This is a genomic window from Meridianimaribacter sp. CL38 (assembly GCF_004328055.1).
GTDB classification, from domain to species: Bacteria; Bacteroidota; Bacteroidia; order Flavobacteriales; family Flavobacteriaceae; genus Gaetbulibacter_B; species Gaetbulibacter_B jejuensis.
Window position 1 is genome coordinate 913,013 of record NZ_QKWS01000001.1, and the last position, 17,890, is coordinate 930,902.

The following is a 17,890-nucleotide window of genomic DNA, read 5'->3' on the forward strand; positions in this document are numbered from 1 at the left end:
AGATTTTAAGATTTGGGATTAGTCCCTTTTGGGAGGAGGACTTGGGTAATTTAACGTAGGTTTTTCAATAATATTTGAAATCTTATAATAGTTTGTCTTTCCGTGTTGTTTGTAAGTTATAACACATTCGTCATTTTCAAGTTTAAAAGGCAGTTGAGATGGTAAATAAGGCAATTGATTTTTATGCTCTTCGTTCATTTCGCTACTTAATACAATGTCTTTGTTTTGTATAGATTTAAACCTGCCAACATAAACTAAAGTGTCTTTCTCTAAGCGTTCAAGCTTTACTCCTTGTCCTCTAAAATAGATACTGTCCAATACGATTTTATCTTCTTTTACAGTGATAAAAACGTTTGTACCTGATCCTCCTTCTTTTACACCAGCATTCCATGTTTGATAGTAGACCTCTCCAAAGTTAACTGGAGCCTTTTCTTGCAGTTTTTGCGCACTAGAACATTGATAGAATCCTAACATAACTAATAAAGCTATTAAATATAAAGTGTGTTTTATTAATCTCATTTCTAAAACTTAACGATTATAAAGATACTATTTCAAAATCAATGCCATAAAAAAACCTCACCGATTTGGTGAGGTTTCTTTTGTATTATGAGATGCTGAAACAAGTTCAGCATGACAGTATTTAGTTTTATTCAAAACACATTTGACTGCGTCTAATTGTTTAATGCTTCAGCACCACCAACAATTTCAAGGATTTCGTTGGTAATTGCAGCTTGACGTGCTTTGTTATAAGTTAACTTTAATTGATCTCTTAACTCAGTAGCATTATCAGTTGCTTTGTGCATTGCAGTCATTCGCGCTCCATGTTCAGACGCAAATGAGTCTCTTACACCTTTATACAACTGTGTTTTTAATGACTTAGGAATTAATTGTTCAACGATTTCAATTTTTGAAGGTTCAAAAATATAATCTAAGTTTACATTAGCATCAGCTTCAACAGGAACAATTGGTAAAAACTGTTCAGTCATTACTTCTTGCGTTGCAGCATTTTTAAACTTGTTGTAAACAATATCAATCTTATCATACTCTCCTGCTACGAATTTATCCATAAGCATTTGAGCTATCTCAGCAACGTTATCAAAAGTTAAATCGTCAAAAACTTCACTCTTATTAGCAATAACTTTATTGGTCTTTTTAAAAGCATCATTTGCTTTTTTACCAACAGCTACATAAGATACTTCTTGATTTGCGTATGTTTCAGAAGTTAGTTTGCTTACAGCTTTAATGATATTTGAGTTGAAAGCACCACACAAACCTCTGTTTGAAGTAATAGCAACGATTAATACTTTTTTAACTTCACGTTGATCAGAAAACTTGCTTCCTGAGTCTGCATCTAAAGTTGCACTTAAACTTTGTAAAAGTTCAGTTAACTTATCTGCATAAGGTCGCATTGCAGTAATAGCATCTTGTGCTTTCTTTAACTTTGCAGCAGATACCATTTTCATAGCACTAGTAATCTGCATCGTTGAAGATACCGAAGATATTCTATTACGTATTTCTTTTAAGTTTGCCATATTGTAAATATGAACTCACTTGCGTGAGCGTAATTATTATGCTTTATATTTAGCTGATAATTCTTTTGCTACAGTACTTAATGTATCTGTAACCTCATCAGTTAATTTACCTGCTTTTAAAGTAGCTAACACGTCGCTGTGTTTTGCTTTTAAGAACTCAATATAATCAGTTTCAAATTCTTTTACTTTTTCTACAGGAACATCTCTTAATAAGTTTTTAGAACCTGCATAGATGATAGCTACTTGATCTTCTACAGTAAATGGATCGTTTTGAGCTTGCTTTAAGATCTCAACGTTACGTTTACCTTTTTCAATTACATTAAGAGTTGCAGCATCAAGGTCAGAACCAAACTTAGCGAATGCTTCTAGTTCACGGAACTGTGCTTGGTCTAATTTTAATGTACCTGCTACTTTTTTCATTGATTTAATCTGAGCCGAACCGCCTACACGAGATACAGAGATACCTACGTTAATTGCTGGACGCACACCAGAGTTGAATAAATCAGACTCTAAGAATATCTGACCATCTGTAATAGAAATTACGTTAGTTGGGATATATGCTGATACGTCACCTGCTTGAGTTTCAATAATTGGTAATGCTGTTAAAGAACCACCACCTTTTACGATTGGCTTTAACGACTCTGGTAAGTCATTCATGTCCTTAGCAATAGCATCATCAGCAATTACTTTAGCAGAACGCTCTAATAAACGAGAGTGTAAGTAGAAAACGTCTCCTGGGTACGCCTCACGTCCTGGTGGACGACGTAATAATAAAGATACCTCACGGTAAGCTACCGCTTGCTTAGATAAATCGTCATAGATAATTAAAGCTGGACGACCAGTATCTCTAAAATACTCACCAATTGCAGCTCCTGCGAAAGGTGCATATACTTGCATTGGAGCAGGATCTGATGCGTTTGCAGCAACAATTGTTGTATATGCTAAAGCGCCTTTATCTTCTAAAGTTTTAGCAATATTTGCTACAGTAGATGCTTTTTGACCTACAGCAACATATATACAGTATACAGGCTCACCTGCATCATAAAATTCTTTTTGATTTAAGATGGTATCAATACAAACTGTTGTTTTACCAGTTTGACGGTCACCAATTACCAACTCACGTTGTCCACGACCTACAGGAATCATTGCATCAATAGATTTGATACCTGTTTGTAATGGTTCGTTTACTGGCTGACGGTAGATAACACCAGGAGCTTTACGCTCTAATGGCATTTCATAAGTATCACCAGAGATAGCACCTTTACCATCAATTGGGTTACCTAAAGTATCAACCACACGACCAACAATACCTTCACCTACGTTAATAGATGCGATACGTCCTGTACGCTTTACTGTAGAACCTTCTTTAATTTCTTTAGAAGGACCTAATAATACGATACCTACGTTATCTTCTTCAAGGTTTAGTACAATACCTTCTAATCCGCCTTCAAATTCTACTAATTCTCCGTATTGCGCATTTGAAAGTCCATAAGCACGTACAATACCATCACCAACAGTTAATACTGTTCCTACTTCATCTAATGAAGCACCTGCTTCAAAACCTGAAAGTTGTTGTTTTAAGATTGCTGATATTTCAGCTGGTTTTACTTCTGCCATCTTATTATTTATTTAAGATAAAACTATCTTTAGTTTAATGTAAATTCTCTTTTTAGTTTGTTTAATTTATTTGCAATACTTGCATTGTATTGAATGTCTCCAACACGTAAGATAAAACCACCTAAAATGCTTTCATCTACAATATTTTCAACTTCAACTTCTTTTCCTGTAAGTTCTTTTACTTTAGCTAAAACTTTTACTTTTAAATCATCAGTAATAGGCACAGCAGTTGTAACTTTTGCAACTTGTGTTCCTTTTAACTCGTCGTATAACTGATTGTATTTAGAAGCTGTTTCGCCTATAAGAGAAATTCTTTTGTTAGCAATCAGTGTATCAATTAAATTACTTGTAACTGAGTTTGTGTTTTTAAACACCTCTAACAATACTTCTTTTTTTATCGAAGACCTTACAATAGGACTTTGAAGCATGTTGCTTAAATCTTTGTTTTCTGCAATAGTGTTTACTATAAGCTTCATATCATTATTTACAGCATCTGCTGTGTTTTGATCTGATGCTAAGCTTAAAACTGCTTTTGCGTAACGTACTGCTGCTCTTGCTCCTGCCATTTTCCTAATACTAAACCCTTTTTAAGGAAAGGACTTTTATTGTTTAGTTAATACTTGTTTTAGTTTAATGTTGCTTCACCTAACATAGACTCAACTAATTGTAATTGTTTGTCTTTGTTAGATAGTTCTTCACGAACTACTTTTTCTGCAATTTCTAATGATAAACCTGCAACATGGTTTTTAAGCTCTGCCATTGCAGCTTTCTTTTCGCTTTCAATTGCAGCTTGTGCTTGCTCAATCATTTTGCTAGCCTTAGCTTGTGCATCTTCTTCAGCATCTGCAATAATTTTGGCTTTAATCTCACGTGCTTCTTTTAACAAAGCTTCACGTTCGCTACGAGCTTCTTGTAAGATACGCTCATTATCTGCTTTAAGGTTTTCCATTTCCTTACGAGCGTTTTCAGCTGATGCTAAAGCGCTTTTGATACCTTCTTCTCTATCTTCTACTGCACCAAGAATAGGTTTCCAAGCAAATTTTCTTAAAACAAAAAGTAAAATTACAAATGTAATTAACGACCAAAATACGAGTCCAAAATCTGGTTTTATTAAATCCATGGTTTTATGTCTTTATAACTTAAATTTTAAAATAAACTACAAAAGCAGCCAACCGCTACTTTTGTAGTTTCTTGTTAATCATTAAACGATTAATGCTGCAACAACACCAAATAAAGCTACTGCTTCTACGAAGGCTGCTAAGATTAGTGCTGAAGTTTGGATTTTTCCTTGGATTTCTGGTTGACGAGCCATAGCATCCATAGCTGATCCACCGATTCTTCCAATTCCCATTCCAGCTCCAATTGCTGCTAAACCAGCTCCAATTGCTGCGATTCCTGTAATAGTCATAATATAAAATTTAAATTAATTAATGTGCTTCTTCTGTTGCCATACCAAAGTATAGCGCTGATAATACTGTAAAAATATATGCTTGTATTGCAGTTACTACAATTTCTATAATCCCAATAAATAATGAGAACGCTATAGATACTGGTGCAACAGCAATGGTTTCAAAAATGAATATTAACGACATTAAAGCTAGTATAATAATGTGGCCAGCAGTAATGTTTGCAAACAAACGAATCATTAATGAAATTGGTTTTACGAACATACCTACAATTTCAATAGGCATTAAAAATATTTTCATTGGTACTGGTACACCAGGCATCCAGAAAATATGTTTCCAGTAATGTTTGTTTCCGCTAAATGTTGTTATTAAAAATGTGCAAAATGCTAAAGAAAACGTAAACGCAATGTTACCACTAAGGTTAGCGCCATTTAAAATTGGAATTAAACCGAAAATGTTGTTAATCCATATAAAGAAAAATACAGTTAACAAGTATGGCATAAAACGCTTGTACTTGTGCTCACCAATCATAGGCTTTGCAATCTCGTCTCTTACAAATACAATAAGAGGCTCCATGAAACTTGCAATTCCTTTTGGCACGTAGTTACCTGATTTTTTGTACTGTTTTGCAGTAGTAAGGAAAATGAAAAGCAATACAATAACTGAAACCCACATCATAAAAACGTTTCTTGTTATTGAAAAATCCCAAGGACGCTCAGCATTAATAGGATGATGTTCTGCATCGTATTTTACTGTTGTTTCACCATCATTTAATCGGTAAATTTTTTCATGAACATTTACAAAACGTTGCCCATCTTTTTCAACAACTACTTCTCCATTATAATCGTGGTGAAACTCTGAAGACATAAATGTTGTTAATCCACTATCAGTATAAAGTATAATAGGAAGTGGGATAGAAATTGGGTGTCCATTGATATCTATGATGTGCATACCGTAAGCGTCTTTTACGTGATGCAAAATCATCTCTTTAGGATTGAATTCCTCTTTGTTCTCAGAATGAGCATCTTCTGAAGCATAACCAAAAAATGATACGGTTAAAAACAGAACAGAAAATAGTGCGCTTTTAAAGGTGTTTAATGTCATTGTGTATTACTTAAAAATACCTTGCTTTAAATTCCGTGCAAATGTACGTACATTATATTAATTGTCCAACACTATTTTAAGGATTATTTAAACCCTAGATTTTTTCGGCGAAACAACTCATTTTTAAGGGGTTTTCTGAAGAAACTTTGTAAGTGAAAAGACTTCAAAAAATAAATACAGAAAGTAAGGAATAAAGAAATTGAAAACATCGGGTTGTCTATTCTCTTTATCAGAAAGCAGAAGAGGCAATAAAAACACAATAGCTAATATCATTTTTAAAAATGTACTCATCATAAACACATTAAAAACCTCAGTCTTTCCACTAGAGTATTTATAGTTTATTACTGTATAAAGCAACGTAGTGATAACAAAATGAAACACATAGATTTGCCAAACAGGGAAGAAAAAAGAAATGTCTGTTGCAAAATATGATAATAGATAGCTATGTAAACCAAAAAGTACTAGCGTAAAAATTATGTTTTGTACTAAAAAAGAAAGTTGCCTAGATTTAAAAGCTGAATTCATAACTTAATTGTCTTTTGAATTTGCAATAATACGTCTTATTACAAAAACAATTGATACAATTACAGATACAAATGATAATACAATTGTATAAAGGTTGTGTTCGTTTGGGAATTTTTCGTCAAGTTTGACACCACAAAAAGTTCCTATTGCAATAATAGCAGCCATTTGAATAACTAAACCTGAAAGTTTAGCATAAGCATTAAGCTGATTGCCCTTGTCCTTGCTTTTCTTGTGCTGGTCGTTGTAACTCGCCACCTTTACTTAGTTCTTTAATTGCTCCTTTCATTGCGCATGTAGCATTAAAAGTAGCTCCAGGTTCTACAGCAAGTTTACCAACCTCAACTTCACCTTCTACAAAAGCAGAGGATTTTAATGATAAGGTGTCTGAAAGAATAAGCTTTCCTGAAAATTTCCCTTCGATATCTGCATTAGAACTTTTTAGAGTTCCGTTAATGACTCCTGTTCTTCCTAATACAACTTTACCAGGTGTTTTAATATTACCCTGAACAGTACCTTCAATCCTAAAGTCACCATCGCTAATAATATCACCTGTAATTGTGGTGCCTTTAGCAATGCTATTTTGTTGTGAAATTGTTTCTGTTGCCATCCTTCCTCTTTTTTGATCCGAAAACATAGGTTAAATTTTATTGAGATTCTAGGTATTCATTTATGTTTTTGTGCATTTGTACTATGGCATAGTTAGGCGAAGATATTGCAAAGTGCTCTTTTACAATTTTATGCTTATTTTCTTCAAGTATTTCGGCAAAACCTGAAGCTCCTTCAACGCTTTTTAAACCATGAACTACTACAAATTTAGTGTTTTCATCATAAACATCAACTGATGTGGTTAAATCAAAATAACTAATATTTGACACAGCCTTATTGAGTTTTTCAACAAACTCCTTAATGTCCTCATCGGCATTAAACCTGTAAATTACATTAAAGTTTTTAGCTGTTGCATTATCTACAAACTCCTTTTTAGAGAGCACAGGAATTACTTTGGTCATTATTTCCTGCGCTTGTTTTCCTTCTTCGGAATTTGGATAGTTAAGCGACACATAATTTACTCCTTCTTTATAAGCTTCAAACCCATAAAGCCTACCTCTTGCAGATGCTTTAAGTAATTCAAACTTAGGCACTATAATATCACCTTCAAAAAGCTTTATATTCTCTTCACAGCCATTGATGACCTCAGCATATTCTTGTTCTGTAAATAATTGATAAAGGCTCTCATATAAGCTTTCAGGACTATTCTCATCTTTTGAAAATTCTGACTGAGGATTCAGCAGTATTTCAGCATATCTAGAGTCAGGATAATTAGCAATAATATCGTTTTTAGCTATTTCGGCTTCATCGTTTAAATTTAGCTCTTCGTAAATTTTATATAAATTATACTTAGAAGGTAAAATCAACCGTTCTTCAGGATTGTTTTTCAACAATTGTTGAAGCTTGTCTTTTGCTAATACATATTCCTTGAACTTTTCTTTATAGATTATTCCTAATTGATAGTATGCGAAATTGCGTTCCTTAGCTAAACTATCTAATACTTTTTGATCGGTTGGAATTTTAGCAATGTAAAACTCAGGGTTGTAAATTTCTTCTTCTGAAGCACCTTGAGTTATGTCGGTATTTTGTTGCGAAGTTGTTGATGCGCCAATTCCTGCTGATAATCTCCAATTATCTTTAAGAGTTCGGTCTCCCCAAGTTTTTGCAAACTCGCTTTTTCCATAAGCCACAGTTGTGGAATTGTAAAAGTAAAAAGTTTCTCCTCCACTTTTATTTGTTGCAAACTTGCTGTTTGATGATTTTGAATTAAGATCGTTTGAAGCTGCTGCTGCAGATAATTTTCGTTCAGCAATTTCTTTTCTTTCGGCTTCTTCCTCTGCTTTAGATTTTAAGTCATCAGTAAATGCCTTAAAAAGCGCTAGTCTATCTTCGTCAGACATATTTACTAAATCCAGAATACTGTCGTTACGTTGCGCAATATCTTCGTAATGAATAACGTCTTCAAGGTTATCTCTCTTACGTTTAATAATTCTGTAAGGTTTAGAATTTAATACCATATTACTCATGGTGCTGTCATAATATGCTCCTGCAATACTATACTCAGCTCTATCGAAACTCATGTCTCCTAAAATGGAATAATCAAATGCTTTTAGCTGCTTGTCTTGACTGTTGGTTCTAAGTGATTTGTTATAGTAGTATTCTGCAATACTATCAGAAGTTTTTCCTCTGTAATACTCGCCAATGTAATAATAGATTTTATCTAAAAAAGGCCTGTTTTCTCTGTTTTCTTCTAAGTCGACCAAATACTCTTCAAACTCTAATACATTTTCGTCGTTAGCATCAAAATTCTTTATTTTTTCCAAATGCGCATTTATGTAATACGGTCTTGGAATTTTTCTGTGCATATCAATGATTTTGTCAAAGGCTAAGTTTGCACTATCCTTTTTTCCAAATTCATTATACAACTGCCCAACAATGTAATTGTAACGTGCTTTTTCGTTATGTTTTTTTGCTATTTCAGCAGCTAAATTTAACCTTGTTAAAGCACTGTCTTTAGCTTTAATGTTTATATAAGCTTGACCAAGTATTGCATTAGCATCAGCTAAATCTTGGTCTTCTAATTCTTCTTGTTCTAAAAGGCGTTTAAGGTTTTTTATTGCTAGCTCATTGTTTTCTAACCTTATGTTTGCCTTTTCGCGCCATATTTTTGCAGTATTGATTTTATCACTAGCAGGATACTTGTAGAGAATATAATTAAAGGCTTCTAATGCAGGTACAAAACGCTGATCAAAATATCTTGCTTTCCCAAGCAACAAATAAGCTTCATCAATTTGCGGATTGTATTCTTTTCCTTGAATATTCATTCCGTGTTTTTGAATTGCCTTTATGGCTTTTTCTTCGGCACGTTCAAAATCCTGATTTTTAGATTGACCCGGAAGCACCACTTCTTCAAGGTCTTCCATACGTTCTACCTGAAGGAGCTCCCAATAATTATCAGTAAAAGCATTATCGACACTTTCTCTACCTTTTTCTAGAGCGATGTCACCATTGTAAAGAATATTGTACTTTGTTCCTAGTGCATGAAAGTTTCTGTTTAAAAACTTATTTTTTTTACGAGAACAAGATGTTACAAGTAATACTGCACAACATAGGATCAATATAGTTCTAAAAGATGTGTTCAACGTTGGTTGTATTTGGTTTATAGATAACTAAAAACAGCTACATATATTATGTATTGCTGTAAAAATAAGCATCTTTTTGAATTATATTGAAAAAACGGATGGTTTTTAAACGGTTTCCGAACCCGAGAAATGTGCTTCCAGCTCTTTTAATGTGGCTTCACTAGTAACTAAGTCTTTCACTACTTCTCCTTTTTCGAGTACAACTATACGTTCGCAAACATCGGTAACATGAAGTAAATCATGACTAGAGATTAAAACCGTAATACCTTGTTTTTCGGCTAGGTTTTTAACTATAGCTTTTAGTCTTATTTGTGTCGTTGGATCAAGGTTTGCAAAAGGTTCATCTAAGATAATAACTTCTGGATTGCCTATTAAAGCAGCAACAATACCAGCTTTCTTTTGGTTTCCTTTACTAAGGTCTCTTAAGTATTTCTTTTGGTTAAGTATTTCACCATGAAAGAAGTCTTCAAATTGTGCCACCAAAGCATCAACATCGGCTTTGTTTTGACCACGAAGTTCGCCAATAAAATAAAAGTATTCTTCTGGTGTTAGGTAGCCTATTAAAAAACTTTCATCAATAAATGCCGAAGTAAAAGGCTTCCAGTCTTCGCTTTCATTTACTTTTATATTATTGTTTTTTATGTAGCCTGTAGTAGGTTGAATTAAATCTAATAGCAAGCTGAAATATGTGGTTTTACCTGCACCATTATTACCAACCAAACCAAAACTTTGACCTTTTGGAATATTTAAATCAGCAATGTTTAAAACAGATTTGCTACCGTAAGATTTTGAAAGATTAGAAGTTACAATCATAGTTTTTAGTTTTTAAGAATCTTGACTAAATGCGTCAATCATTTTATATTTTGAAGCCAAATATTTATCGACTATTAATTTCATTAATTTTTGATGGAAAACAATTCCCACAACACCTATAAGTGCTAATATTAAACAGGCTATTTCAAAGTTGGTCAACCAGTAAGAAACTCCAAAAATAGCTAATGGTAATAGCATAAGCGGAAGCCCAATTAACCACTGAACAGCTCCTGTTCCTTGATAATTAAACGCAGCACGTTGATTGAGGTCTATTTTTTTTCTGTTAAACGAACCTCCTAATAAAATCACGTGTGTGTTTACACCAATGTTATATATTGCTGCAGCTACATGTGCTAACAGAATATTCCACCCAAAATACACATAAGGAATACTCAATACAAGCATAACAACCACACTAAAAGCCATTAAATTAAACTTAGATTTAAGGTACTGTTTGTATTGAATATTTTGACTCATTAACATTTTGTAATAGCCACTATCCCAAGCAGGAACGAATTGTCCAAAATTGATTAAGAAAATTCCCGTTACAAAAATACCTACAAAACCAAAAATCCAAGGCATTTCGCTATAGGTTGGGTTTGGATAGAAAAACAACCCATACAACAATCCAATAATTAAAATAAATACCGAAGAACGCGGACGCTTATTTCTCCAAATTAAACGTAAATCTAACTGCATAAAAGGTGCTGAGTCACCGAACTTTCTGGTCCACTCCAAATTAGAAGAATTTACTTCTTTAACATTTGATTTTAATGAGCTATCTAAAAACAGTTTTTTTCTTAGCATTTTAAAGTTTACAAAATACAATGCTATCAAAATCAATATCGGAACTAACAATAAAACAGGATTGTTGTAAACACCATTTACTGCTTGCGCTACTAAATCGGTAAACGAAATAATGTTGAAATAGTTTAAAGCAAATAATCCTCCTGAAATTGCAATTACCGGAAGAAAAGACAATTCTGTTTCAGCTGAAAAACTTTCTAAAATAAAATTTAGAAAATTAATAATTAGCGTTATACAAAGTATGGTTAGAACCCAAACTAGGACAGAAACAGTTGGGTAGTCGTTTATTAACAGCATTATCCCAAAAGGAATAATAGCAAACATTGGTAAAAAGTTGAAAAAAGAAAAAGCAGATTTCCCCAACACATAGTTTACCACCTTACTGCGTTTAACAGGCAATGTCAACAAAGGTTTAACACTCATTACTGGTAGCTTCTGAAAAAAGAACCTCATGAGTACATCAACAATAATCCAATAAAAAATATAACTATTAACTATAAATAATGGATCTTGATCTGGAAATTGGTCTTTTAGAATCGGATAAATTGCTACTCCTACTATCAAAAACATTACTACAAAGTACAAGGCAAAAAACACAAGTAAAATATTTAACGCCATACTTTTTTGCCAATACGATGACCTAAAGTATTGTTTCCACTCAAGATTTAAAAAGTGTTTTAATTTCATTTTTTAAAGATTGGTTTAAACTGTTAGTAATATTAAAACACTTTTTGTTACAATCAAAACTTAATTCCTAACTGCTTTTCTTACTTTTGTAAAAAATAGAATATGGCGCAATTTCATAAACTCACAATAAAAGATATACAAAGAGAAACTGATAAATCTGTAACTATTAGTTTTCATATTCCTGAAACATTAAAAAGCGAATTCTCGTTTACGGCAGGACAATACATTACGTTGAGAACTACCTTAAATGGTAACGAAGTTCGTCGTGATTACTCCTTGTGTTCGTCGCCTAAAAGTGGTGAGATAAAAGTTGCCGTAAAAGAGGTAAAAGACGGTACATTTTCTGCCTACGCAAATAATGTATTAAAAGCAGGAGATACTATAGATGTTGCACCACCAAAAGGACATTTTACATTTGTTCCTAATGATAAAAAAACCAAAAACATTGCTGCGTTTGCTGCAGGAAGCGGTATTACTCCTATATTAAGTATTATAAAATGTGCACTAGAAGAAGAAGTTCATAGTGAAGTGATTTTGGTTTACGGAAACAAAACCACACAAGACACCATGTTTCTAAACGAACTTTTAGAACTACAGCATAAATATAGCGAGCGTTTTTCTATCCAATTTGTGTTTAGTCAAGCTGATGAAGACGATGCTATTTTTGGTAGAATAGAAAAAAGCACAGTGAATTATGTTATGAAAAACAAACATAAAAACATAGATGTTGATGCTGTGTATTTATGTGGTCCAGAAGCTATGATTCACACCGTTAAAGATGTATTAACCGAAAATGGAATAGCAAAAGACCAAATTTTATTTGAACTTTTTAAAGCTGCAAAACCAACCGAAGTTGATAATAGTTCAATTGGTGAAGGACAAACAAAAATCACTGTAATTGTTGATGATGAAGAAGCAACTTTTGAAATGTCTCAAAAACAATCTATTCTTGAAGCAGCTTTAGATGAAGATTTAGACGCACCATATTCTTGCCAAGGCGGAATTTGCAGCAGTTGTTTAGCGCGAATTAAAGAAGGCGAAGCTACCATGCGCCAAAATAATATTTTAACCGATAATGAAGTTGCTGAAGGTTTAATTTTAACGTGTCAAGCGCATCCTACAACACCAGTAATTGTTGTGGATTATGATGATATTTAAAAAATTCCTACGAAAGTAGGAATCTCATAATTTCTAAAAAACTCATAGTCACTTCGAGTGATTTTGAGGCACAAAAAATTGTATCGAAAAGTTTTAGACTCCTTGCCTACACAGGAATAACTGACTGTATTTTCTCTACAACTGTTTTAACAGGAATACTTCCTGCGGCATTTTTATAGTCTTCTGGGAATTTATTACCGTAAACCGACGTTGGAATTTTTGGATATTGTGTTCTATCTGCTAATAAGCAAAAATCTTCTGGTTGGTTAAAAGGAGTAAAACCAGCATACGGATGTGTAACACCCCAAATCGTCATGGTTTTTACACCTAGCATAGCAGCAATATGAGCGTTACCAGAATCCATAGAAAGCATAACATCTAAATTTGAAACAACATCCAATTCTTCATCAAGCGTTAATTTTCCTGCTAGATTAATAATGCCTTTTTCTTGAGATTCAAAATAGGTAAGTGTTTGTATTTCTTTTTTTCCGCCACCAAATAATAAAACAGTATACTTTTCAGCAAGTTGCCCTATCACTTCTTGCATTAAATCAAGCGGATACATCTTACTTTCGTGTGCAGCAAAAGGCGCAATACCAATGCGCTTTTTTTGCGCATTCCCAATAGTTTCAATTACTTTTTTACTTAATGGCTTCTTTTCAGGAAAAGTAGGGTTTGATAAATCTATCGGAAATCCTAGTGTTTTAAAAACGTCGGCATATCGCTGATGTGTTGTTTTAAGTTGCTTGAATTCCTGCCCTGAAACAAGGGCTTTCTTTTCAGCACGACCTTTATCTATTTGTACGGTTTTTATTCCGAAGAGAAACGTTTTTAAAATATTAGAACGCAACACATTATGCAAGTCAGCAACAGCATCTATTTTTAATGCTTTTAACTCTTTAGACAATTTGTAAAGCCCTAAAATGCCTTTGTGTTCATGTTTTACGTCAGCATGAAACACGCTAACATTTTTTAAATCTCTAAAAAAAGGTTTAAAAAAAGCGCGTGTTAATACGGTAAGTTTTACATCAGGATATTGCTGTGTAAACGCACGTAACACATTTACTGTCATAGCAACATCTCCCATTGCTGAAAGACGAATAACGAGTATGTGTTTAGGCGCGTCTTGCATTAGATTGCTTTACTAGCAATGCTGTTTATTTACTAGCGCGAAGAACTGGGTTTAGCTCATCGTCGTTATACATTTTCATTTGCTTATACACTTTCATGTACTTGTCTCCGTTTTCAATATCTTTTAAAAGTGTATCAATTGCGGTAGAAAGATCTACACGTTGCTCTAAAAGCACGTCTAACTTCTTTTGGCAAGCTGCTCTGTGCGCATCACTAGCGTCAGTTCTTGTTGCCTCTACATTCATGTGATAAATTTTTAATGCTAAAATTGACAATCTATCGATTCCCCAAGCAGGACTTTCGGTATTTATCGTAGCATCTGCTTTTGGAGTAACATCTTTATATTTATCTAAAAAGTAGCTGTCAATATATTCAACAGTATCTGTTCTATCTTGGTTTGAAGCATCAATTTTACGTTTTAAAGCTAATGCGTCAACAGGATCGATATTTGGATCTCTAATAATATCTTCGTAAGCCCATTGTACAGTATCAATCCAACATTTTCTGTATAATAAATGTGCAATGACATCTTCGTTTTTATCATACTTGTTAGTAAATGGTTGATCTACGGTATTTTTAATTTTGTACGTGTTTATAGCATCTTGAAAAATGCTGTTGGCTTTATCTGAAAACATATTATGGTATTTTTATGACTGCAAATATAAGCCTATTTAATAACTTTACAGTTGTAAAAACACCAAAGCAGATGCACATCCATAATTTATCACTTCAAAATTCAATACTCAACACATTTATCTCTGAGATGCGAGATGAAAACATTCAAAAAGACCCATTGCGATTTAGAAGAAATATTGAACGAACAGGAGAAATTTTGGGTTACGAGTTAAGTAAGTCTCTTAATTTTATAACACAATCTATCACTACTCCATTGGGCACTTCAGAAACTATGTTGATTAATGATGATATTGTGTTATGCTCTATTTTAAGAGCAGGAGTACCATTACATAATGGTTTGTTAAACTATTTTGATAAAGCTGAAAACGCATTTATTTCGGCTTACAGGCATCATAAAGACAACCCTGAAAGTTTTGAAATCATTGTAGAGTATTTAGCATGTCCAGACCTGGAAGGCAAAATACTTATTTTAGCAGATCCTATGCTTGCTACAGGACAATCTATGGTTGCAACTTTTGAAGCTTTAAAACCTTTTGGAACACCAAAAGATGTGCATTTAGTTAGTGTTATTGGCGCTCAAGAAGGTGTTGATTATGTTTCACAACATTTTGATGCTAACACGCATTTGTGGATTGCTACTATTGATAAGAAACTAAACGAAAAAGGTTATATTATTCCTGGATTAGGAGACGCAGGTGATTTAGCTTTTGGAGCAAAACTACAGCACTAGACTTACAAAAGGCGTGATTATTAATATCCAAATTAATACTTCTTTAAACCATTTTTCAGAAGATACTTCAATATAATTTGTGAGTACAATAGACAATGGAGCGAAAAGGAAAATAAACTCTGCTCCTGTTTTAATAGGTGAAATGATAATGATAATCGCTGCAAGAAGTGTAGCTATTAAGATTAAAAAGTAAGACGGTTTTAAACTTTTTGCCTTGTTTTTAATATTTCGAACGTAGTAAAACAAAGACCAGACGAAATAAGACAAAATAATAGTTGAAGCGATTATAATTTGACCCGAATTTAAATTAGTGAAGTCTAAGCTTATTGTATAATCTATAGAGGTCACATAGTTGGATATGTCATAACCTGTTGCTATTAGTACACTGGCAACTATTACTGCAACCGTTAGCACTCCTATTAATGGAATAATCCAGTTTTTAATATCGGTAATTCTAAAAAGAAATAATGCTGCAAATATTAACACATAAAACAAACTCGACCAAAAAAAGAGTAACGTAGCTAGACTAATCCAAAACGCAGCATCAAAAAGTTTCTTTTTCATTTCTTTTTGACTTCGTAAGCTAATAATTCTTCTTAGTGCAAGTAAGACAAACAAATTAGCAATCAATATACTAGAGTTTAAAAATGTTTGCGGAACCATTATCATAAACAACGTAAAGAACAAAATCCTATAGCTGTTTTTTTTAGTAAGATTGTTTTTGCTTGTAACAAAATCAAACACAAAAACCGATAACAAAACAACTCCAAAAAGTAGCAATTGCTTTAAAATAGCAACAAAATTTCCTGAAATATTAGCCATAAAAACTTTTGCTAGAGTAAAAGCCAGCAATAGTATGACACTTATAACAGCAAAATGTATTGGTTTTGCTTTGCTAAAAAAACTTGAAATCATTTATAATGTTTGTATATTTGCCTTGTAAATATATTGATAATCCTTTTTAAGCTCATATAAGAGCATTAATTTATACACAATGAAAGATTTTTTTTACGCAATACAAGATTTATTTGTAAATGTATTATTTACTCCACTTGATGGTTTAAGAGCACTTGAATTAGAAAATTGGTGGGCTGCAAATGGTCTTAACTGGATTTTTATGGTAATTTGTTTTGTAGCATTTGTTTACTGGATGGGTCAGCTTAAAAAATTCAACAATAACAACGAAGAAGACAAAAGCGTTACAGCTCACAGATATTTATAAATCGAAACCAATATCTTTTCGATAATACATCTTATCAAAATGTAGTTTTTCTATATTTTGATAAGATTTTTTTATGGCCTCTTGATACGTGTTTCCATAAGACGTTATTGCCATAACTCTACCTCCTGAGGTTACCACTTTTTCATCTTTTACAGTTGCTCCAGCATGAAAAGGTATTGAATCAGTAATAGCTTCAATTCCTGTGATTTCTTTTCCTTTTTCATAACTTTCAGGATAACCACCAGAAACCAACATTACAGTTGTTGCTGCACGCTCGTCTATTTTAATATCTATTGTATGTAATGTCTCGTTTGAAATAGCTTGGAAAATTTCAACTAAATCATTTTTTAATCGTGGTAAAACTACTTCGGTTTCAGGATCTCCCATGCGTACATTGTATTCAATGACTTTAGGATCATCACCAACTTTAATCAAGCCAATAAAAATAAATCCTTTGTATGGCAAATTATCTTTTTGTAATCCTGCAACAGTTGGTTTTACAATACGTTCTTCTATTTTACTTAAAAACTCTGGTGTTGCAAATGGTACTGGAGATACAGCTCCCATTCCTCCTGTGTTCAAACCTGTATCACCTTCACCAATACGCTTGTAATCTTTTGCAGTTGGTAAAATCTTATAGTTTTTACCATCTGTTAGTACAAAGCAACTCAATTCAATACCATCAAGAAATTCTTCAATAACAACTTTTGAACTTGCGTTACCAAATTTTGCATCAACTAACATGTTTTTTAATTCGGCTTTAGCTTCGTTCAAATCATTTAAAATCAAAACACCTTTACCAGCTGCCAATCCATCTGCTTTTAATACATAAGGTGGATTTAAAGTTTCTAAAAACGCATAACCTTCCTCAACATTACTTGCATTAAAACTTTGATAAGCAGCAGTAGGAATGTTGTGGCGCATCATAAACTCTTTTGCAAACTCCTTACTGCCTTCAAGCTCAGCAGCAGCTTGTTGAGGTCCAATTACAGAAATATGTTTAAGTGCTTCGTCATTTAAAAAAAAGTCGTGAACGCCTTGTACCAATGGGTCTTCAGGACCAACAACAACCATGTCAATTTGTTTATCTAAAACTAAGGTTTTTATAGCAAGAAAATCGGTAACTCCAATGTTTACATTTTGAGCAATTTCAGCAGTTCCTGAGTTACCAGGAGCTACATAAAGTGATTTACATAAAGGACTTTGAGCTATTTTCCAAGCGAATGTGTGTTCTCTTCCTCCAGAACCTAGGATTAAAATTGTCATAGTTTGTGTTGTTTGCCGCAAAAATAATTGCTTTTACGCTCAAAAAATAATTATTTTACAGAAAACAT

Annotated in this window: 20 protein-coding genes; 3 read left to right on the forward strand and 17 right to left on the reverse strand. The window is 33.1% G+C overall.

Going from position 1 to position 17,890, the window contains the following annotated elements; translation table 11 throughout:
- Positions 1-18 precede the first annotated feature (18 nt).
- From DMZ43_RS04160 to DMZ43_RS04220, 13 genes are all read right to left on the reverse strand, one after another.
- A complete protein-coding gene (locus DMZ43_RS04160) occupies positions 19-519 on the reverse strand; it encodes a hypothetical protein (protein ID WP_131506344.1) in 501 nt (166 codons plus the stop codon).
- A 152-nt stretch (positions 520-671) separates the two neighbouring features.
- Complete coding sequence (atpG, locus tag DMZ43_RS04165; RefSeq protein WP_129759735.1) at positions 672-1,532, reverse strand: ATP synthase F1 subunit gamma; 861 nt, start codon at positions 1,530-1,532, stop codon at positions 672-674.
- 36 nt (positions 1,533-1,568) lie between these two features.
- Positions 1,569-3,149, reverse strand: coding sequence for a F0F1 ATP synthase subunit alpha (atpA, locus tag DMZ43_RS04170; RefSeq protein WP_129759736.1), 1,581 nt, complete (start codon positions 3,147-3,149; stop codon positions 1,569-1,571).
- 29 nt (positions 3,150-3,178) lie between these two features.
- Positions 3,179-3,715, reverse strand: a complete 537-nt coding sequence (atpH, locus tag DMZ43_RS04175) for an ATP synthase F1 subunit delta (protein ID WP_131506345.1) — start codon at positions 3,713-3,715, stop codon at positions 3,179-3,181.
- 59 nt (positions 3,716-3,774) lie between these two features.
- Positions 3,775-4,269 (reverse strand): F0F1 ATP synthase subunit B, encoded by a 495-nt coding sequence (locus DMZ43_RS04180; protein ID WP_129759738.1) that lies wholly within the window; start codon positions 4,267-4,269, stop codon positions 3,775-3,777.
- A gap of 81 nt (positions 4,270-4,350) precedes the next feature.
- Positions 4,351-4,557 (reverse strand): ATP synthase F0 subunit C, encoded by a 207-nt coding sequence (gene atpE, locus DMZ43_RS04185; protein WP_007647348.1) that lies wholly within the window; start codon positions 4,555-4,557, stop codon positions 4,351-4,353.
- 19 nt (positions 4,558-4,576) lie between these two features.
- Positions 4,577-5,659 carry a F0F1 ATP synthase subunit A gene (gene atpB, locus DMZ43_RS04190; protein ID WP_129759739.1) on the reverse strand — a complete coding sequence of 361 codons (1,083 nt, stop codon included), beginning with the start codon at positions 5,657-5,659 and terminating at the stop codon, positions 4,577-4,579.
- Positions 5,660-5,782: 123 nt separating this feature from the next.
- Positions 5,783-6,184 (reverse strand): hypothetical protein, encoded by a 402-nt coding sequence (locus tag DMZ43_RS04195; protein WP_129759740.1) that lies wholly within the window; start codon positions 6,182-6,184, stop codon positions 5,783-5,785.
- A gap of 3 nt (positions 6,185-6,187) precedes the next feature.
- A complete protein-coding gene (locus tag DMZ43_RS15085; protein WP_129759741.1) occupies positions 6,188-6,439 on the reverse strand; it encodes an AtpZ/AtpI family protein in 252 nt (83 codons plus the stop codon).
- Positions 6,384-6,791, reverse strand: a complete 408-nt coding sequence (locus DMZ43_RS04205; protein ID WP_370450260.1) for a polymer-forming cytoskeletal protein — start codon at positions 6,789-6,791, stop codon at positions 6,384-6,386. The genes DMZ43_RS15085 and DMZ43_RS04205 overlap by 56 nt, the downstream gene beginning before the upstream one ends.
- A 37-nt stretch (positions 6,792-6,828) precedes the next feature.
- On the reverse strand, positions 6,829-9,372 hold the full coding sequence (locus DMZ43_RS04210) for a tetratricopeptide repeat protein (protein ID WP_131506347.1): 2,544 nt from the start codon (positions 9,370-9,372) through the stop codon (positions 6,829-6,831).
- A gap of 105 nt (positions 9,373-9,477) precedes the next feature.
- On the reverse strand, positions 9,478-10,185 hold the full coding sequence (locus DMZ43_RS04215) for an ABC transporter ATP-binding protein (RefSeq protein WP_131506348.1): 708 nt from the start codon (positions 10,183-10,185) through the stop codon (positions 9,478-9,480).
- Positions 10,186-10,197: 12 nt separating this feature from the next.
- The gene (locus DMZ43_RS04220) at positions 10,198-11,679 is read right to left on the reverse strand and encodes a DUF5687 family protein (protein ID WP_131506349.1); all 1,482 of its coding nucleotides are present in this window, start codon (positions 11,677-11,679) and stop codon (positions 10,198-10,200) included.
- A 102-nt stretch (positions 11,680-11,781) separates the two neighbouring features.
- On the opposite strand from DMZ43_RS04220, the gene DMZ43_RS04225 reads away from it, so the two are divergent.
- Positions 11,782-12,837: a ferredoxin--NADP reductase gene (locus DMZ43_RS04225; RefSeq protein WP_131506350.1), complete on the forward strand. Its 1,056-nt coding sequence runs from the start codon at positions 11,782-11,784 to the stop codon at positions 12,835-12,837.
- Between the two features lie 106 nt (positions 12,838-12,943).
- On the opposite strand, the gene DMZ43_RS04230 is transcribed toward DMZ43_RS04225, so the two are convergent.
- Both DMZ43_RS04230 and DMZ43_RS04235 read right to left on the reverse strand, forming a co-directional pair.
- The gene (locus tag DMZ43_RS04230) at positions 12,944-13,969 is read right to left on the reverse strand and encodes a glycosyltransferase family 9 protein (protein WP_238155769.1); all 1,026 of its coding nucleotides are present in this window, start codon (positions 13,967-13,969) and stop codon (positions 12,944-12,946) included.
- A 25-nt stretch (positions 13,970-13,994) separates the two neighbouring features.
- Positions 13,995-14,603 carry a DUF4254 domain-containing protein gene (locus DMZ43_RS04235; protein WP_131506351.1) on the reverse strand — a complete coding sequence of 203 codons (609 nt, stop codon included), beginning with the start codon at positions 14,601-14,603 and terminating at the stop codon, positions 13,995-13,997.
- Positions 14,604-14,674: 71 nt separating this feature from the next.
- On the opposite strand from DMZ43_RS04235, the gene upp reads away from it, so the two are divergent.
- Positions 14,675-15,334, forward strand: coding sequence for a uracil phosphoribosyltransferase (gene upp / locus DMZ43_RS04240; RefSeq protein ID WP_131506541.1), 660 nt, complete (start codon positions 14,675-14,677; stop codon positions 15,332-15,334).
- On the opposite strand, the gene DMZ43_RS04245 is transcribed toward upp, so the two are convergent.
- On the reverse strand, positions 15,323-16,249 hold the full coding sequence (locus tag DMZ43_RS04245) for a DUF6427 family protein (RefSeq protein WP_131506352.1): 927 nt from the start codon (positions 16,247-16,249) through the stop codon (positions 15,323-15,325). The two genes, upp and DMZ43_RS04245, sit on opposite strands and share 12 nt — an antisense overlap.
- Before the next feature lie 79 nt (positions 16,250-16,328).
- Here DMZ43_RS04245 and DMZ43_RS04250 point away from each other — a divergent pair, with 79 nt between their 5' ends.
- Positions 16,329-16,556: a uracil phosphoribosyltransferase gene (locus DMZ43_RS04250; RefSeq protein WP_129759749.1), complete on the forward strand. Its 228-nt coding sequence runs from the start codon at positions 16,329-16,331 to the stop codon at positions 16,554-16,556.
- On the opposite strand, the gene purD is transcribed toward DMZ43_RS04250, so the two are convergent.
- Positions 16,551-17,822: a phosphoribosylamine--glycine ligase gene (gene purD / locus DMZ43_RS04255; RefSeq protein ID WP_131506353.1), complete on the reverse strand. Its 1,272-nt coding sequence runs from the start codon at positions 17,820-17,822 to the stop codon at positions 16,551-16,553. The two genes, DMZ43_RS04250 and purD, sit on opposite strands and share 6 nt — an antisense overlap.
- Positions 17,823-17,890: the final 68 nt, after the last annotated feature.

What these genes read in the sequence shown, in the direction of transcription:
- atpH (WP_131506345.1), bottom strand. Translation starts at nt 3,715, where the DNA reads ATGGCAGGAGCAAGAGCAGCAGTACGTTACGCAAAAGCAGTTTTAAGC.
- DMZ43_RS04245 (WP_131506352.1), bottom strand. Translation starts at nt 16,249, where the DNA reads ATGATTTCAAGTTTTTTTAGCAAAGCAAAACCAATACATTTTGCTGTT.
- atpA (WP_129759736.1), bottom strand. Translation starts at nt 3,149, where the DNA reads ATGGCAGAAGTAAAACCAGCTGAAATATCAGCAATCTTAAAACAACAA.
- atpB (WP_129759739.1), bottom strand. Translation starts at nt 5,659, where the DNA reads ATGACATTAAACACCTTTAAAAGCGCACTATTTTCTGTTCTGTTTTTA.
- DMZ43_RS04250 (WP_129759749.1), top strand. Translation starts at nt 16,329, where the DNA reads ATGAAAGATTTTTTTTACGCAATACAAGATTTATTTGTAAATGTATTA.
- DMZ43_RS04235 (WP_131506351.1), bottom strand. Translation starts at nt 14,603, where the DNA reads ATGTTTTCAGATAAAGCCAACAGCATTTTTCAAGATGCTATAAACACG.
- DMZ43_RS04195 (WP_129759740.1), bottom strand. Translation starts at nt 6,184, where the DNA reads ATGAATTCAGCTTTTAAATCTAGGCAACTTTCTTTTTTAGTACAAAAC.
- DMZ43_RS04205 (WP_370450260.1), bottom strand. Translation starts at nt 6,791, where the DNA reads ATGGCAACAGAAACAATTTCACAACAAAATAGCATTGCTAAAGGCACC.
- atpG (WP_129759735.1), bottom strand. Translation starts at nt 1,532, where the DNA reads ATGGCAAACTTAAAAGAAATACGTAATAGAATATCTTCGGTATCTTCA.
- DMZ43_RS04180 (WP_129759738.1), bottom strand. Translation starts at nt 4,269, where the DNA reads ATGGATTTAATAAAACCAGATTTTGGACTCGTATTTTGGTCGTTAATT.
- DMZ43_RS04225 (WP_131506350.1), top strand. Translation starts at nt 11,782, where the DNA reads ATGGCGCAATTTCATAAACTCACAATAAAAGATATACAAAGAGAAACT.
- DMZ43_RS04220 (WP_131506349.1), bottom strand. Translation starts at nt 11,679, where the DNA reads ATGAAATTAAAACACTTTTTAAATCTTGAGTGGAAACAATACTTTAGG.
- upp (WP_131506541.1), top strand. Translation starts at nt 14,675, where the DNA reads ATGCACATCCATAATTTATCACTTCAAAATTCAATACTCAACACATTT.
- atpE (WP_007647348.1), bottom strand. Translation starts at nt 4,557, where the DNA reads ATGACTATTACAGGAATCGCAGCAATTGGAGCTGGTTTAGCAGCAATT.
- DMZ43_RS04160 (WP_131506344.1), bottom strand. Translation starts at nt 519, where the DNA reads ATGAGATTAATAAAACACACTTTATATTTAATAGCTTTATTAGTTATG.
- DMZ43_RS04230 (WP_238155769.1), bottom strand. Translation starts at nt 13,969, where the DNA reads ATGCAAGACGCGCCTAAACACATACTCGTTATTCGTCTTTCAGCAATG.
- purD (WP_131506353.1), bottom strand. Translation starts at nt 17,822, where the DNA reads ATGACAATTTTAATCCTAGGTTCTGGAGGAAGAGAACACACATTCGCT.
- DMZ43_RS04215 (WP_131506348.1), bottom strand. Translation starts at nt 10,185, where the DNA reads ATGATTGTAACTTCTAATCTTTCAAAATCTTACGGTAGCAAATCTGTT.